The sequence below is a fragment of the Adhaeretor mobilis genome (assembly GCF_007741515.1).
GTDB lineage: Bacteria > Planctomycetota > Planctomycetia > Pirellulales > Lacipirellulaceae > Adhaeretor > Adhaeretor mobilis.
On the sequence record NZ_CP036263.1, the window covers coordinates 5,441,076 to 5,456,140 of the forward strand.

Genomic DNA, 15,065 nt, shown 5'->3' on the forward strand with positions numbered 1-15,065 from the left:
AGGGCTCCACCGATGTCTGAGCCTACAGGAAACGCACCTTTCAAAACGCAGAGACTTGTCGAGTTCCATGACACCGACATGGCCGGCATCATGCACTTCGCGTCGTTCTTCCATTACATGGAGTCGGCCGAGCACGAGATGATTCGCTCACTCGGGTTTAGCGTTCACACCGAACACGAAGGCCAGAAGCTGAGCTTCCCGCGTGTGAGCGTCTCGTGCGACTTCCACTCCCCAGCTCGAAGCGAAGATATTCTCGACATCGCGATCAGGGTCACCAAGATCGGCACCAGCAGTGTGAGTTATGATTTCCGGTTCACGTGCGAAGGCCGCGAAGTCGCCACCGGCGCGATCACCGCCGTATGTTGCAGCGTGACCCCGGGCGAGCCAATCGCTGCCGTACCTTTGCCGAGTGATATTGTTGAGAAGTTGAAGACCTATGCAGCGTGATGATCGAATTTCCCCCGCGCAGTAGCGCGGAGTACGCTCACCTGTCACTCCGACAGCCGTCTCAGCGGCGGAGGAATCTGGTCCGAACTAGAGTTGAGACTCGATATCTCGGTCGCTGTCGCTCGGTCGATATGACATGATGGGGAATTCAAAGTTTCTCTGTCTATGTGTGACACCTTTATTCATTGTTCGTTGTCGCCATGACCAACTCTTACTTGTTGCAGCTAGTACTTTCAGTTGCCCAAGGCCTGGAGCCGGAGGTTGAGCTGCGTGAGCGGCAGGCCAAATGGCTCAAGGCTCAGCAGCAGGACGACGGTGGTTTCGCCGGGCGTGACGGGCCAAGCGACTTGTACTACTCGGCATTTGCGCTGCGCAGTTTGGCTGTACTAGGTGAATTACAGGGTGAGGTGGCTGACCAAGCGGCAAACTTCCTGAGCAGTCGGCTACATGGGAACGCGAGTGTGATCGATCTCATCTCGCTCGTGCTCTCTGCGAAGCAACTCGACATGTCCGCAGGCATCGATCCGCTCGCCTCCGCTGGTGACGACTGGCAAGCGAATGTGCTAGGCCTGCTTGAGCAATTACGCACTGCTGATGGCGGCTATGCGAAGACGATTGAAGGAGCAGCCGCCAGCACCTATCAAAGCTTCCTTGCATTGCTGGTCTATCAGCTGCTGGAGGAAACTCCTCCGGAGCCCGCATCGCTGCGCGATTTCCTGCTTTCACAGCAGCGCGAGGATGGCGGCTTCGTTGAGATACGCGTAATGAAGCGCAGCGGCGTGAATCCCACGGCAGCGGCTATTGGCGGATTGAAGTTACTCGAAGCCGTGTTTCTGGAGAAAGGAGCTACGCTGCCAGCGCTCTCACTAGACATTTCCAACAACGCGGCTGAGTTCCTACTCGAAATGCAGAATGAGGAGGGGGGCGTACCGGCGAACACGCGCATCCCGATTGCCGATCTGTTGAGCACATTCACCGCGATGCAATCCTTGCATACACTCGGCCGGCTTGATGAGTTCGACCAGGCTGCAGCACGAAAGTTCGCCCAAAGCGTTGAACAACCGACCGGCGGTTTCCTGGCTGCGGCCTGGGACCAAATTGCCGACGTGGAGTACACGTTCTACGGGCTGGGCGTGCTGGGGCTCTGTGGTCAGAGCTAATTTGAGCCGAGTGTTCGGCAAGCTCGCCCTTGGCTCAGATAGAAGTAGCTCATAGGCGCTTCCCGCGTTACCGATCACAATACAGCTGTGAGCGGACTGATCGCAGAACATCTGAAAAAGAGCTACCCGACTTCGAGCGAGCCGTTGGAAATCTTGCGCGATGTTTCGCTCTCGCTGGAAGCAGGGCAGAACGTGGCCATCGTGGGACCCAGCGGTTCGGGTAAGAGCACGCTGCTGGCAATCCTGGGCTCTTTGGACTTGCCCACTTCGGGTATATTGCAGGTAGACGGCGTCGATCCACTTTCGCTCAACGAGAAAGAATTAGCCGCCTACCGAGCGGACCAAGTCGGCTTCGTCTTCCAGGAACATCACCTGCTTCCGCAGTGCACCGTGCTGGAAAATGTGCTGATTCCATTCTTAGCAACTCGCACAGCCAATGCACAGGATGTGGAAACCGCCAAAAGCCTGCTCGAGCGAGTGGGACTCGCCGAGCGACTCACTCATCGACCGGCTGAGCTCTCCGGCGGCGAACGCCAGCGCGTCGCACTTGCCCGGGCATTAGTACGCGATCCACCGTTGCTGCTGGCCGACGAGCCGACCGGCAGCCTCGATCAATCCACGGCAGATGCGATTGCGGAACTGCTGCTTGAACTGCAAGGCGAACGGCAGAAGATGCTGGTTGTTGTCACGCACAGCCAAAGTTTAGCGGCGAAGATGCAACGGCGTTGCCAGCTCGACTTAGGCGTCTTGGAAGAAGTTGCTTGAGCTGGATTTCGAGATCCTAGATCGCGGCACAAGTGCCGCGGCGAAATGGCGAGGAACGGAACCTAGTGGCTTGCCACTGATGTGTTCAATTCATACGCCGTGATGGTTCCGCTGTACTCATTGCACACAACCAACAAGGGCTGCTTGGTGGGGCTTTCGCTCTCGGGCACGAAAACTAACCCTTCGGGCGACGCATCGATGATACCGGCTTCCTCGGCCGGCGGAATGTAGCAGCAGTACTTGGCTGCGGTTGGCTCTGTGAGATCGTAAACCATGATGCCGCTGGCTCGCTCTAAGCCAATGAAGGCGTATCTCCGACCAGCGATCTGTCCGAGCACGACGCCTTCTGGCTCTGGACCGCGCACGTGGCTGCGGCTGTCAAGATAGCTAGCCGGCTTGGTCTCCTGCTTAGCCCACAAGGAAAGTAACCGCTCGAAATCGCTGCCACTATCGAAGACGAGCTCCAGCTTATTGCCAGAGGCACGCCACACAGAAAAACTACGTGTCCCGAAAGCATGCAGCTCATCAATGTCGCCATCGTGATCGGGATCGCACTCTTCGATGCTCACCTGCAAGCGGCCGAGTTGATTGGGTTGCAGTAGATGCCGGGCTGGCGCACGATGGTCCCAGCAGCGACCTGTCCCTGCGAGCAGACAGCCAGGCAAATCTGCCGCGGCGGCTGCCTCGCGATAGTTAATATAGTCCCGCGGGTCGCCTTCGTTGGCGGTCACGAGATAGTCAATGCCATCCTCGGAAAAGTGAGCGATCGCATCGGGCTCGAAACTAGCCTTCACCGGCCAAAGCTGTGCCTGTAGATGGTCGTCTTGATCGCTCGCGTCGAGCCCGGTCGTCGAGTATCCGACATTTGAATAAGAGACGGTTGTAGCCGAGGGCGTACCCACTGCCAATGAATGGGCCCCCGGCACGTGCCGGAAGTCCTTCTTGCCAAGAGCGTGGATATTTGTGACCCGGGCCAAGAGAAGATCGACTTCTGCGATGGCATTGTTTTCTTGCAACGTGACCCAGGCACGCCGGCCATCCTGCGAGCAAGCAATGTATTCCGGTTCGAGGTCTTCGGCGACCGTTGCTCGACCGTCGTGGTGGGTCTTGCTAGGGCCAAATAGCCGCACGCCTTGTGAGCGCAACTCTACCGATTGGATATCGAATTCTTCAAAGCTGCATTGCGAGACCTCTGCCTGTGCGAACCCCTTGACCAAGTCAACGACCGTAACACTTCCTGTGCCGTCAAATTCATAATCGTCGGTAGGCTCTCCTTCGTTTGCCACGACGAGAAATCGACCGTCAGGAGAAAAACAAACCATGTCGGGATGATGCCCGGCGGGAAACGTAATAAGTGGTTTCAGTGAACTTGCGTTATGTAAATCGATCCGCCCCGGTTGCCGTTTGTTGATCGACGCGAGTGCGATGGCTACCCGCCCGTCACTAGCGGCAACGCTCGTAGCGTGAAAACCGTCGGGTAAACTCAGCAACCGGCGCGAGGCGACGCCATCAGCGAGTCGCACCGAAAGAATTCCGCGCTCGGTAGTGACAAACAAGGCGCTTGAAGTGGTATCGAGCGCGGCAATTTCAACCGTTTGGACGGGGGGCTTGACTCTCCACAGAACGTTGGCGTCAAAGGCCGCAGCGCCACCATTGGCCGACACAACCGCGGCAACTGCCAGGGCGAAATAAATCAGTGGCTTGCACATAGCACTTGGCATGGACAGGTGACTTGGTGGAGGTGAACGCTTCCGAATACGAACAACTAGAGCTGTGCTATGTGAATTTTTAGTGAAGACTTGGAGAGCAATCTGCCTGCAAATCCCCCAGTTTCAACTAAACAGATTCTTATTCTTCTCTTAACAGAAATCTCGCAATTGCCATCTAGGCTACCGCCTTGGTTTGCATGAGTGACAAGCGCGATCGCAGTAGAGCGGCCGCGCGGAACCCTGTTGCACGAATTATTTTTTCCTCTGGAGAGACTCAATGAAGTCGCTAGGTCACCCCTCAAGACTATTACTCAGCAGTGCTCTTATTGTGCTGGGATATCTTTTTACTTCGACAGCAGATGCTCAGGTCTACATCAACGAGATTTACTTCGATCCGCCGGGTTCGACTGGCGAAAAGGTTTTCGAATATATCGAGCTACGCGGTACTCCTAGTGAATCACTGGCTGGCCAATATCTTATTTTTCTGGAGAACGAAAGTAGCGAGACCGCGAACGCGGGTGTGATTGAAAACATTTTTGACCTGACTACTCGCTCGCTAGGAACCAACGGCTTTCTCACGCTACGTCAAGCAGCGAGTGACAATTTCTACGGTGGTATGGAACCTGCCGGGACCACCGTACTCGTCAATACTGGCTCCGGTCTCACCTTTGGCTCGGGCCCTACGAGTACCATCGGCCACTCCGACATCGAGGGAACCGGCGTTATTGAAAACAGCGGATTTACAGCCATGCTCATCGACATTGGCACAGGTACTGCTCCCCTGCTGGGGCAAGACCTTGACGTTGGCGACGATGGCATGAGCGATGACACGTTCCCAGCAGAGTGGACAACCCTGGACTCGATTGGAATCAACTCAGAAGTCAGCGAGATTGATGGACGCCTCTATGCCCCAATCAACTTTAGCCATGGGGTACCTGAGGAGGGAGGCAACGTCGAGCCAGGAGCCGTGTTCATCGACACCGACTACGAAATTGAATATATCGGTCGCTGGGGAAATAGCACCGGATCCACTGCGGCCGACTGGCACGCCACGAACCTAACTGCTGACTCAAACACCGGATCGGCCGGTAGCCCCGACTTTCGGCAGTCCGGAACTTTCCACGATCCGCCGCTTGGGGTTGATAATTTTGTCGAAACCACGCAGGGGGTTCCTTACGGCATGCAGCTTGCCAACACGTTGGGGGCTCCCAACCTGTTCATCCTCGATGGCGACTTCGAGTACGACTCCGCATCGGGCACCTTTGATAACGATGTCGATGGTGGAGACTTTCTGGCTTGGCAACGCGGCTTTGGCTTCGAACTGACATCTGAAGATGGCGAGGCCAACGACGCCACCCGCCAGCACGGCGACACACCGAATGCCGAAGGCATCTTTGACCGGATCGTTGATACCCAAGACCTCGCCGTGTGGGCGAGCCATTACGGCGAAACCTACACACCACCTTCCTCAGCAGCCAGTTCCACAAGCAGCTTAGCCGCTGTCCCCGAGCCTGCAGCCCTCCTGCTCACCTTGATAGGAAGCGCGTTTGTGGGGATGAGCCGTATCCGACAGACAATCTGACAACCAGCACTGCCACCCACGCACTGCTTTGCTGAGTTTTCCACATCAAGTATCCCGCTTTTCCATCGGAAGGAAGCTATCGATGAGAACTAGTTTTTTCGCGAACCACTCCAAGAAAAAGAATTGCATAGGTTTCACGCTCGTAGAGCTATTGGTAGTGATCGCGATCATTGGAGTCTTGGTCGGCCTGCTGCTACCCGCCGTGCAGGCAGCACGTGAGGCAGCCCGGCGCTCGCAATGCACTAATAACCTCAAGCAGATAGGCCTGGGACTGTTAAACTTCGAATCGACCAATAAGCACTTCCCGCCTGGACAGTTCAAGCCGGCTGGACTCAAAGAGAACGCTGCTCTGGCTTGGCCAGTTTGGCACTTACCCTACATGGAACAGCAGACACTCTACGACCGGATTGACTTTACCGTTGACCTAAGACACCAGCCCAACAACATGCCAGACTACACAGGGCCAGTTAATACGGTGATTCCCGCCTATATTTGCCCAAGCACAGGTCGCCGGCAGAAGTATCGAGGTGAAGACAATCGCATCTCTGGCATCGGTGCAATCACTGGCGGAGACGGCCTCGCCTGCATGGATTACATGGGCAACAAAGGACCCGGCGAGGACATCAAGAATCCTGTCAATGGTGTTGAGTATGTGAAGACAGACAACTCGTTCTTCGAAGTGTTTCGTGGTGTCCTCCTAGATATTGAATCGGGTCACGATGATGGGGGATTCGATTGCATACTCAACCCCAAAAAATCGTGTTCTGCAGATGTGGTCTCTGTTCGGCAGATTACCGACGGTCTAAGCAATACGTTTATCGTGATGGAGTCGTCCGGCAAGGGCTGTGAGGAGGAGCTCACGGCTGCGAATCAGCTCAACAGGACCCCAACCAAAGAACTTTCTGGCGCGTGGGCGAGCGAAAAGAACATCAGCGGCATCGACGTTTCGCCAGAAACCTCTATCCAAGGTACGACCTCGGCAATTAACCCGCCGGAGAAAATCCATTTCGCCAAAGAGGAATTGTTCTCCGACCACTCGGGGGGTGTGCAAGTGCTAATGTGCGACGGCTCGGTCCACTTCCTGAGTAACGATACTCCCTTCGAAGTCTACATCGCACTAAGTAGTCGAGATGGCGAAGAGCTTGCGAATGTGGATTCGTTGTAGTTTCGGTTCCACACTAAGGGAGAGCTCCCGAGCCGAAATGCGTCAGCTATCATTGAAGGGGACCGCCCAGGACTGGTCTTGTTTTCTCACTGAGGTCGATGCCACTTGTGTCACGAACGCATTTTGGCTAACCAACGCAGGACATTTCGCCCTTAGTGAGAAATGCTTTCGACCGCCTTGCCAGCAATCGTTTTCCATCAAGGACGTCAGACCATGGAGCCTGGGCAGTTCTCGAGCAGGCAGTATCCCAGATTTGGGGAGGGGAGGGGCGAATGAGAGGGTTCTTCCAGCGTCCATTTCCTACGGCGGTCAGACTCACCGCTGAACTTAGCACTTTGCCAGATTCGGGTGCTCTCGGAGTCCAATGCTGGTAATCTTCCTGCATCTTCCGAGCTTTTCGCAGATACCAGAGACCCGGCGTTGCAATAGGCAACATTCGCTCCTGGAGTGTTTCCAGGTACACCCAATTGGGAAATCCCGAATAACTAAGTTGGGTGGCAGCATCGCACACACCTCATCCCTGGTTCTATACCAATGCCGGAACCGAAGTCCTCTTCGTCTGCGATGAAGGGATTTGCTGTAATTATCGGCTGGATGTGCCTAGAATCCATGAGAAGTCGATTGTCGCCTGATGACGGAAACGCCATCTTCAATACTTTCGACTGGCTCAAGAAGATCGCTGGACTCGCTGCAGCCGTCGCCATTTGGAACCAGAGTTCGCGGCTGCTGATTGTCTATTTCACATGGTTCGTTCTTATGCTGATCCGTGCCGGTTGGCACGACGCTCAACTGGAAACTGAGGCATGGAAAGTGGTGGCTAGAGTCGCGGTACTTGCGATATTCTGGGGGGCAGTTGGCGTGCTCATTCATAGAGATCAGCGAGAGCAAACTCGCCCGCAACTTTGAATGGCCATTACGTCATTCCAAATCCCGGTCTTCAATTGCAGATAGCAACTACTACTGGTTGTCAAAGGCACTGTGTTGCCTCGTATCTGCACTCGCCGACGTGCTTTACATCCAGTTTGCCTGGGCCAGAGGTGCGGCGTTGGTTGTTTGGTGGGTCATTTTGGAATTTCTTGTTGGCGAAATTGTGGCCGTTGCTGCAGGTCTGTCGGGTCCTCCAGGCTTGGGTGGCGGTATCATTGGGCTCGTCGGCAAATGGGTTCTGGGAATCTGGGGTCCCATCGTGGGCTACGTCATCGGCCGGTGCGAATCAAAAAGGCCATTCTTAGCGATTTAGCCTCCGCACCTTGCTTATCGTTGTGGCGGTGCTTGCCGTCTTGCTGGGAGTGGTCAAGTTCTTCTTCTCCTGACTGCCTGAGCCTTCCGTCTGAGGGTTCACTTCAGCAGGTCACGACTGAGTGCTTGCGTTTTTTGCCCCCGCACCTTGCGTTTTGTTCTGCAATTAGCAGGCGGCGGATTGTGGCTCGATTGAGACCCGTATTAGCGACCGTTATCTAGCGGCGGAGTGCACAACCCCCGCTAGAAACGGCAGTTCTGCCAACTAACACAGGACATTTTGTCCTGAGCAGCGAACGGTAGTTCGCTAAGCAACCCAGGAGGACCTCGTTGGCTGCTGAGCACAACAAAATCACACCATTCTGGGCGGTACCCGAGCAACCAAACGAAAACGCCTCGGACGTGCTTGGCACACCCGAGGCGTTTTTTAGTTGGCTTTGCTCGTCTTAGTGTTCTGTTTCCGACACTCCGCGGCTAAGCCGCAGGCGGCGAGACCTACCGTAGGTAGCGTTGTTGCATCCTATTCGTTGTGCGACCCTCCTCACTATTTTTGCTAGTCTTCAGAGGGTAATTCACACTGCACAAAGTGCGTAAAAAATGCCTTGGGCCTGCGACATGTCGCAGCACCCAAGGCATGTTGAGGTTTCAAGCAAACCCTCATGACTCCCCTACGGAGTCAAGAGAGGCTACCTACTTGCGGCGGCGAACTAGTGAGCCGGCAAGGGCCAGCGACGCGAGCACTGCAGCGGTTGGTTCTGGCACGGGGACCGAACCGGGTGAGCCAACGGCTGGTTGTCCGTTGGTATTGGGAGCAGTGGCAATAGCACCATTCTGGCCAGCTACACTGTAACGATTAAGCACTGGGTCGAACGATTGACCAGGGGCGCCATCGGCATTGATGTAGCCTGCGAAATCGATAATTTCACCTGCTTCAGGACCATTCATGTTGGCGTCCAGGAACAACGTTGCTCCATCGTCTCCACCGCCAAGACCGCTACCGTCGTGGTAGCCGACTTGTGGGAGCACTGCTAAGACGTCATCCCAGAGATCAGTCCATTCAAGTCCAAACAGTACTGGATCGTTGACATAAACTACGGATTCTCCGGGAGCAATGGAATCAATGCCTAGCAGGGGATCGGCCGCAACGGGGTCCTGTGAGTCGTCATCAAAGAAGAGGGGACCGTCAACGGCTGCGGTCCAGGTCATATCGCCATAGTTGGTGACTTCAATCCAGTCGTCTGAGAGATCTGGATTGGGATCGTTGCCCGCCCAAAGTTCGGTAACTTGTAGGTCAATGGCGGCGTGAGCCTGGCAAGCTACAAGCACGACAAGGCTCGCGAAGAACGCGGATACTGTCTTCTTCATTAGATTCGTCTCTCCAATAGATGAAAAAAGCATGGTGAACTGGGAGTCTGTAGTTCCCGTCCAATCGCCAGTCAGCGATGCCACGAAGCTTAGGAGTGCTTCGTGAAGAGCAGGTGAAGAGTTCTTGACGGCCGCGTGAAGCTTCTGTGAAGAGATAGCTAAGAGTGCAGGAAGGATTCGGCTGATTGACATTAATCCCGAGCAGCGCGATACTTACGACTCGGCGAGCGGCTTGCCGCAAGACGTGCTATTCACAACTCAGGCAGAAAAGCCTGCAAGAAAACCGGCGCTGGAGCGAAGTATCTACTCGTACTTTGCACATTCAGCAAACCACCTCAAGAACCTCACTCTGGGAGTAACGCAATGGCAACTGGATTAGTAGGACTGACCTGGATTTGGATCATGTTGGCCGGCGGCGTAAGCGCAATGCCGCTGGGCGGGGCCCCGTTGCCGCTCGACCCGGCCCTCTCGGCAGTCGCGCCACAAGAGTGCCTCTGGTACGGCAGTTCCTCCGGTCAGACGGACGCCAATCCGGATAGCGAGAACGAGACCGAGCAGCTTTTTGCAGAACCCCAAGTGCAACGTTTGGCTGAGGAAATCGAAACGCAAATCATGAGCGCCCTCGGCATGGCCACCCAACGTGGCGGCCGCGAAGAACAAGTTCTCGCTCGCAGCGTGCCGCCGTTGATCAAAGGCGTAATGCTCAGACCTTTTGTGTTCTACATCGAAGATGTGGAAGTCACCGATAAGGGTCCAGGCGGACAGGGCGTCGATGGTTCAGCCGCTTTTGTCATCAACGCTGGAGAGCAAAAAGAGGAGATTGAAAAAGCGATCAACAACCTCCTGCAGCTTGAGCCTAAGGCCTTCCGCGAAGAACAACTTGAAGGCGTTGCGTGGAAGCGGGCCTTCCTGGGACGCGACATTAGTACGCCTGTCGTGCGAATGGGCTGGAAGGGCGACTACTTTATCGTCGCCATCGGCGAAGAAACTGCGAAGACCGTGCTGGAGCGCATGGAAGCTGGCAACACGCCGGACTGGCTCGAAGAACTTCGTAGCGAGCATCCCCTGGAACGTGAACTTGCCGTGGGGTATTTCAACGTAGCACGAGTTCTAGAAAAGGTGCGTCCCTATGTTGAAAACGAGCAGGGCTGGGACGCTGCTAACAAACTAGGACTCATGAGTATCGAGGCCATCCATACCCGCAGTGGCTACGATGCGGTGGCATGCAAGACCATGATGCATGTGAAGACTGACGGTCAACGGAAAGGGCTTTTAGGTCTCATACCATACAAGCCTCTCTCCAAACGCGATCTTCAGGCGATTCCCAAGAACCCCCTACTGGCCGTTGCGAAGCGCGTGGATGTGGACGAGGTGATCGACGTTGCCCTACGGATCGCGAGTGATTTCGAACCGCGAGCCAAAGAGCAATTCGAGCAAGGCCTGTGGCAAGTCGAAAGTCAAACGGGCGTGAACTTGCGGAACGACATAATCAAGAACTTGGACGATGTTTGGATCGCCTACCTGCCCGGTGGCGACCTAATGAGCAGCTGGTTGGGCTCCGCAGTGGCAGTAAAGGTGAAGGATCGAGCCCGTTTGAGTGAAGCGATCGACAAGATCGTGGCACTCGCCCAACAGCAAATGCAGCAACAATTCCAGAACGGACGCCGCCGCGGTGGTGCCACGATTCAGGAGAATACGGTCGGCGATCACACGATTTACTCGCTGCAAGTCACCGGTGAGGCGTTCCCGTTCTCTCCTGCATGGTGCGTGAGCGACGAGTGGCTGGTGTTTGGCCTGATGCCACAGACGGTGCGTGACGTACTGGAGCGTGAAGAGGAAGACTCACTTGCCGATGTGGAAGTCGTACGCGAACCGCTAGCGGCGAGCGACGCACCTTCGGTCGTGTTTTACGTAGACACGCCTCGACTAGTACGCTCGGTTTATCCTTGGGTTCAAATGGGCGTGCAGGCGATCGCCAGCCAAGCACGCCGCGAGGGCCTTAACTTCGACACGACTGCCCTGCCCTCGGTAGAAGTGATCGCCAAGCACCTACAGCCGGGCGTATCAACTTGGACGCACAAGCGAGACGGTTTCCACTTCACCTCGCATCATTCGCTGCCCGGCAGCGGCAACATGATGGCGATTGCGCCGATGGGCGTAGCGTTGGTGGTACCGGCGGTTGGGTCAGCTCGGTTGGCAGCTCAGACGGTTACGGAGATAAACCAACTGAAACAGTTTGCTTTGGCGGTACTCAATTATGAGTCGGCTCACGGCGAGTTTCCCACGGACATCTACGATGACGATGGGAACGCGCTGCTCAGCTGGCGAGTAAAGATCCTTCCCTATATGGAAGCCCAGAACATTTACGACCGATTCCACTTAGACGAAGCTTGGGATAGTGATCACAACAAGCCGCTTCTTGAGATGATGCCAGATATCTTCAAGTCGCCTAGCGGCGAAGCTCCCGCTGGGAAGACACGTTTTCTTTCGTTTTCCGGTGAGGGTATGATCATGAATGGTGAGGAGGCTGCGCAATTCAGGAGCATCACCGACGGCTCTTCCAATACGCTGCTTGTTGTCCAAGCGAATATCGATAAGGCAGTCGAGTGGTCGAAGCCAGGAGACTTGAAGTTTGACCCGCAGAGTCCTTTCGACGGACTGCTCACTGAAACCGGCATGTTCCTCGGCGTGTTCTGTGATGGCCATGTATCGCGAATCAGTAACGGTATTGATGAAGAAACCATGAAGGCGCTGGTCACGAAAGACGGTGGCGAGATCATTGATCACAATCAAATGAACATGAATCCGCAGCAGCGAGTAATGGAAGTAGAGGATGCAGAGGCGGTCGAGTTTGATGTTGAAATCGATATGATCGATCTCGTACCGCAATGAATGCGAACTCATAACCCTAGCCCCCGGCGCAAGCCGTGGGGTTATTCAACACGTTTGCAAGCGCACAATCCCCACAGCTTGCGCTGGGGGCTAGAGGGCACTCAAAACATTACAAGCACGCAGCGCTAGCAAGTGAATGACGCTAGTATCCACTTGCTAGCGCTGCGTGCTTGTATTGCACTTAGTAGTCGTACCAAACACCGAAGCCGGTTTTCTGGACGCTGTTGTCGAAGAACGAGAACTGGTCGTCCTTGCCGTTGTAGTACTCCATGCCCAGGCGGAACATGCCGCTAGCCGGACTGCGGCGCCAGGCCCAACCGGCCTGGACGACGAAGTTGCCGCCGAAGTCGACCTCTTCACGTAAGTGACCGTTTACGGCCGCAAACGGTGCTCCACGGAAACCGGTGGCACTCACAGGGGCGTAGTCGATGCCGAACTGGAACTCCCACGGCTCGGCCACGTCGTCGCGGAATGCGTAGCCCGCTTCACCGTACAGGCGAACCTTCTCACGAGGGTACACCGAATAGCCTATGACGATCACGTCGCGACTGTAGTTGAGACGGTCGAAGGTGGGGTTCTTGAGAATGAATTCATCGCCGACGTGCGAGCTGAGGTGATAGTAGGCTACTTTGAACTGTTGGTGCGAATCGCCCCAGGTGAGTGGTATGCCAAAGCGGTAGTCGGTAGCAGCTACGTCGTGGTCCTCGTCGGGATCAAGTCGCGTGAGCCCGGCGCCCTCGATGCCTAGTTCAAAGCCTTCCGGACGAACGTTTCCGCTGGTGCCGTAGCGCACAATCGTGGCACGTCCGCCGAGGGAGATATCCCAATTATCTCCGTCTGCCTTCTGGTTGTTCCACACGGAACGAAAGCGGGACTCTTTCGCACCAGCCAAATAACTGCGATAGATGACGCCCTGCGGTAGCAGCCGCCAAGCGTAGTCGTGCCCGCAACAGCAACCTAGTCCAGTGCAATCGCTGCCGCCAGTTCCCTGGCAGCCACAAAGAGCTTGCTCGTACTGGACTTGTTTTGTGAATTCTGCCTCGTGGCCCAGGTTGTCAAATGGCATTTCTCCCTGAAGCGGGATTTGCTCTGCCAAGAGCTCCTCGGCCAAGAGTTGATCAGAGAGCTCATCGTTCGGGCGACTCCTTGCGCGGGAACCTGGGCCGGGACCCAACTTCATAGCCGACCCTTGCACAATGTCTTTGCTGGAAAACTCTACGCCTTTCGCCTGGGACTCCCGAGGAGCACAAATACCCACGAGAACGATGAGCGTAAGAGCTATTGCAGAGTATCGTTTTCTTGTCATAGCGGGTCTATCGAGAAGACTTGGAGGAGTGTCCGAGGGCTTACGAGAGATAATCCACGCAACGAAGTTTTTGTGTTTGGCTCTGGCGGCAGTCAGCTGCGAGTACTGAACTAAAATGCTGAGACCGAATTGCTGAATGGAATTATCGATACGAGCATTCTCATCGACGTAGGCCCTTCCACGCATCAAGAGAGATTCGCCACTTCTCACGGGAAACCTAAATTGCCATTCCAGTTAGTGAATCGTGGCAAACTGTAACGATTGCTGGCAATAAAATTGATTGCAGCGGTGGTCGGCAGGAGGACGCTGCTAGCATGTGAATATCCGTCGACTAGGTGTGGTTGTTGTTGGTGCGAAGTAGGTTGGAAACTCGATCTAAGTGTTGAGGCACGTAGGCAAATCTCTCTGAGATTTGCATTTATCCGCTTAAGTCTCGGAGAGACTGACCTACGTGCAACAACCACCCAAAGTGCATGTACTTGTTTGCACACCGAAGGATCGGCCCGCACCATGTCCCAGAAACGCTCAATTCAATTGGCCCTCGTGGTGGTGACGCTAAGCATCGGTTGTCTCAGTTCTGGGGCAATTGCCAAGGGGACGGGACTGTGGCGACTGCCGAGTTCTACGGCTCAATACTTTGGCTGCGGTAACGGCCCGGGCCATCACGCGCCGATGATTCGCTCGCCCGGATACCAACCACCCCAAGTACAGCGGCTGAAGTTCATCCCTGCTAAGCAGGGCCCCTTCTGCAAGGCCGGCACATGCGGTGTGACCGCCGGTTTTCAATCGATGCCAGCCGAAGCGGACATCTGGTCGCCGGACAATCTCAATGGAGCCTTCCGACAGGGACCGCCGCAGCAGGTACTACCGCAGCGGGGAAATCCGCAGCATGCACAATCCCAAATGCCAATGCATCTGCAGCCGCAGTTTGCGCCACAAAGGATGCCGATGCAGGCACATCCCCGCGTACCAGGACAGCAGCAGTCGGTCCTGTTTGCGCCCCCAACGAAGCGGACCTTGCCACTGATACAGGAAGAATCAACCCTCACTGAGGAGATTAAGAAGGGCAAGAGCGAGATGAACGCGGAACCCCAGAGCGATAACTTGGTGACGCCTGCTGACGAGGAAGAATCCAGGGACAGCCTGCTGGATGAGGACGACCTCAATAGTTTCCGCACGGAGGATCCTGAAGCCGATCTCGAGGAACCGGCCATGCCTGACGCCGAGCCTCGGTCTGCACCGCAATCGAAGGACGACACCCCGCAGACCGATCAGGCCAAGGGGCCGCGGGTCTGGACTGTGAGACACTGAGAATTAATTGATAGGGACGACAACAACGATGGTAGCCATGCCTCGGTCAGAGAGTTTTTTCCAGACACGAAGTGCTCGAATACCACGAATGAGAAGGGCAAACCGATCCGTGCGATTCGTTAGT

The 15,065-nt window shown here is 55.4% G+C and carries 12 protein-coding genes; 9 read left to right on the forward strand and 3 right to left on the reverse strand.

Annotated features, from left to right (window positions below; genetic code table 11):
- The first annotated feature begins 12 nt into the window (after positions 1-12).
- The 3 genes from HG15A2_RS21385 (at position 13) to HG15A2_RS21395 (ending at position 2,372) form a co-directional block, all read left to right on the forward strand.
- Positions 13-447: an acyl-CoA thioesterase gene (locus HG15A2_RS21385; protein ID WP_145063148.1), complete on the forward strand. Its 435-nt coding sequence runs from the start codon at positions 13-15 to the stop codon at positions 445-447.
- 200 nt (positions 448-647) lie between these two features.
- On the forward strand, positions 648-1,607 hold the full coding sequence (locus HG15A2_RS21390; protein WP_145063150.1) for a prenyltransferase/squalene oxidase repeat-containing protein: 960 nt from the start codon (positions 648-650) through the stop codon (positions 1,605-1,607).
- A gap of 87 nt (positions 1,608-1,694) precedes the next feature.
- Positions 1,695-2,372 (forward strand): ABC transporter ATP-binding protein, encoded by a 678-nt coding sequence (locus HG15A2_RS21395; RefSeq protein WP_246117823.1) that lies wholly within the window; start codon positions 1,695-1,697, stop codon positions 2,370-2,372.
- A gap of 62 nt (positions 2,373-2,434) precedes the next feature.
- On the opposite strand, the gene HG15A2_RS21400 is transcribed toward HG15A2_RS21395, so the two are convergent.
- Positions 2,435-4,093, reverse strand: a complete 1,659-nt coding sequence (locus HG15A2_RS21400; RefSeq protein ID WP_145063152.1) for a choice-of-anchor I family protein — start codon at positions 4,091-4,093, stop codon at positions 2,435-2,437.
- A gap of 265 nt (positions 4,094-4,358) precedes the next feature.
- On the opposite strand from HG15A2_RS21400, the gene HG15A2_RS21405 reads away from it, so the two are divergent.
- The 4 genes from HG15A2_RS21405 (at position 4,359) to HG15A2_RS21420 (ending at position 8,068) form a co-directional block, all read left to right on the forward strand.
- Positions 4,359-5,663 carry a hypothetical protein gene (locus HG15A2_RS21405; RefSeq protein WP_145063154.1) on the forward strand — a complete coding sequence of 435 codons (1,305 nt, stop codon included), beginning with the start codon at positions 4,359-4,361 and terminating at the stop codon, positions 5,661-5,663.
- Between the two features lie 82 nt (positions 5,664-5,745).
- Positions 5,746-6,828: a DUF1559 family PulG-like putative transporter gene (locus tag HG15A2_RS21410; protein ID WP_145063156.1), complete on the forward strand. Its 1,083-nt coding sequence runs from the start codon at positions 5,746-5,748 to the stop codon at positions 6,826-6,828.
- A gap of 609 nt (positions 6,829-7,437) precedes the next feature.
- A complete protein-coding gene (locus HG15A2_RS21415; RefSeq protein ID WP_145063158.1) occupies positions 7,438-7,734 on the forward strand; it encodes a hypothetical protein in 297 nt (98 codons plus the stop codon).
- Positions 7,735-7,834: 100 nt separating this feature from the next.
- On the forward strand, positions 7,835-8,068 hold the full coding sequence (locus tag HG15A2_RS21420) for a hypothetical protein (protein ID WP_145063160.1): 234 nt from the start codon (positions 7,835-7,837) through the stop codon (positions 8,066-8,068).
- A gap of 689 nt (positions 8,069-8,757) precedes the next feature.
- On the opposite strand, the gene HG15A2_RS21425 is transcribed toward HG15A2_RS21420, so the two are convergent.
- Positions 8,758-9,432, reverse strand: a complete 675-nt coding sequence (locus HG15A2_RS21425; RefSeq protein WP_145063162.1) for a hypothetical protein — start codon at positions 9,430-9,432, stop codon at positions 8,758-8,760.
- Between the two features lie 363 nt (positions 9,433-9,795).
- Here HG15A2_RS21425 and HG15A2_RS21430 point away from each other — a divergent pair, with 363 nt between their 5' ends.
- On the forward strand, positions 9,796-12,324 hold the full coding sequence (locus HG15A2_RS21430; protein WP_145063164.1) for a DUF1559 family PulG-like putative transporter: 2,529 nt from the start codon (positions 9,796-9,798) through the stop codon (positions 12,322-12,324).
- A 181-nt stretch (positions 12,325-12,505) separates the two neighbouring features.
- Here the strand turns inward: HG15A2_RS21430 and HG15A2_RS21435 are convergent, their stop codons facing one another.
- Positions 12,506-13,630 (reverse strand): DUF1207 domain-containing protein, encoded by a 1,125-nt coding sequence (locus tag HG15A2_RS21435; protein WP_218932158.1) that lies wholly within the window; start codon positions 13,628-13,630, stop codon positions 12,506-12,508.
- Positions 13,631-14,140: 510 nt separating this feature from the next.
- Between HG15A2_RS21435 and HG15A2_RS21440 the strand changes: the two genes are divergently transcribed.
- On the forward strand, positions 14,141-14,941 hold the full coding sequence (locus HG15A2_RS21440) for a hypothetical protein (RefSeq protein ID WP_145063168.1): 801 nt from the start codon (positions 14,141-14,143) through the stop codon (positions 14,939-14,941).
- Positions 14,942-15,065: the final 124 nt, after the last annotated feature.

What these genes read in the sequence shown, in the direction of transcription:
- HG15A2_RS21385 (WP_145063148.1), top strand. Translation starts at nt 13, where the DNA reads ATGTCTGAGCCTACAGGAAACGCACCTTTCAAAACGCAGAGACTTGTC.
- HG15A2_RS21390 (WP_145063150.1), top strand. Translation starts at nt 648, where the DNA reads ATGACCAACTCTTACTTGTTGCAGCTAGTACTTTCAGTTGCCCAAGGC.
- HG15A2_RS21400 (WP_145063152.1), bottom strand. Translation starts at nt 4,093, where the DNA reads ATGCCAAGTGCTATGTGCAAGCCACTGATTTATTTCGCCCTGGCAGTT.
- HG15A2_RS21405 (WP_145063154.1), top strand. Translation starts at nt 4,359, where the DNA reads ATGAAGTCGCTAGGTCACCCCTCAAGACTATTACTCAGCAGTGCTCTT.
- HG15A2_RS21410 (WP_145063156.1), top strand. Translation starts at nt 5,746, where the DNA reads ATGAGAACTAGTTTTTTCGCGAACCACTCCAAGAAAAAGAATTGCATA.
- HG15A2_RS21415 (WP_145063158.1), top strand. Translation starts at nt 7,438, where the DNA reads ATGAGAAGTCGATTGTCGCCTGATGACGGAAACGCCATCTTCAATACT.
- HG15A2_RS21425 (WP_145063162.1), bottom strand. Translation starts at nt 9,432, where the DNA reads ATGAAGAAGACAGTATCCGCGTTCTTCGCGAGCCTTGTCGTGCTTGTA.
- HG15A2_RS21430 (WP_145063164.1), top strand. Translation starts at nt 9,796, where the DNA reads ATGGCAACTGGATTAGTAGGACTGACCTGGATTTGGATCATGTTGGCC.
- HG15A2_RS21435 (WP_218932158.1), bottom strand. Translation starts at nt 13,630, where the DNA reads ATGACAAGAAAACGATACTCTGCAATAGCTCTTACGCTCATCGTTCTC.
- HG15A2_RS21440 (WP_145063168.1), top strand. Translation starts at nt 14,141, where the DNA reads ATGTCCCAGAAACGCTCAATTCAATTGGCCCTCGTGGTGGTGACGCTA.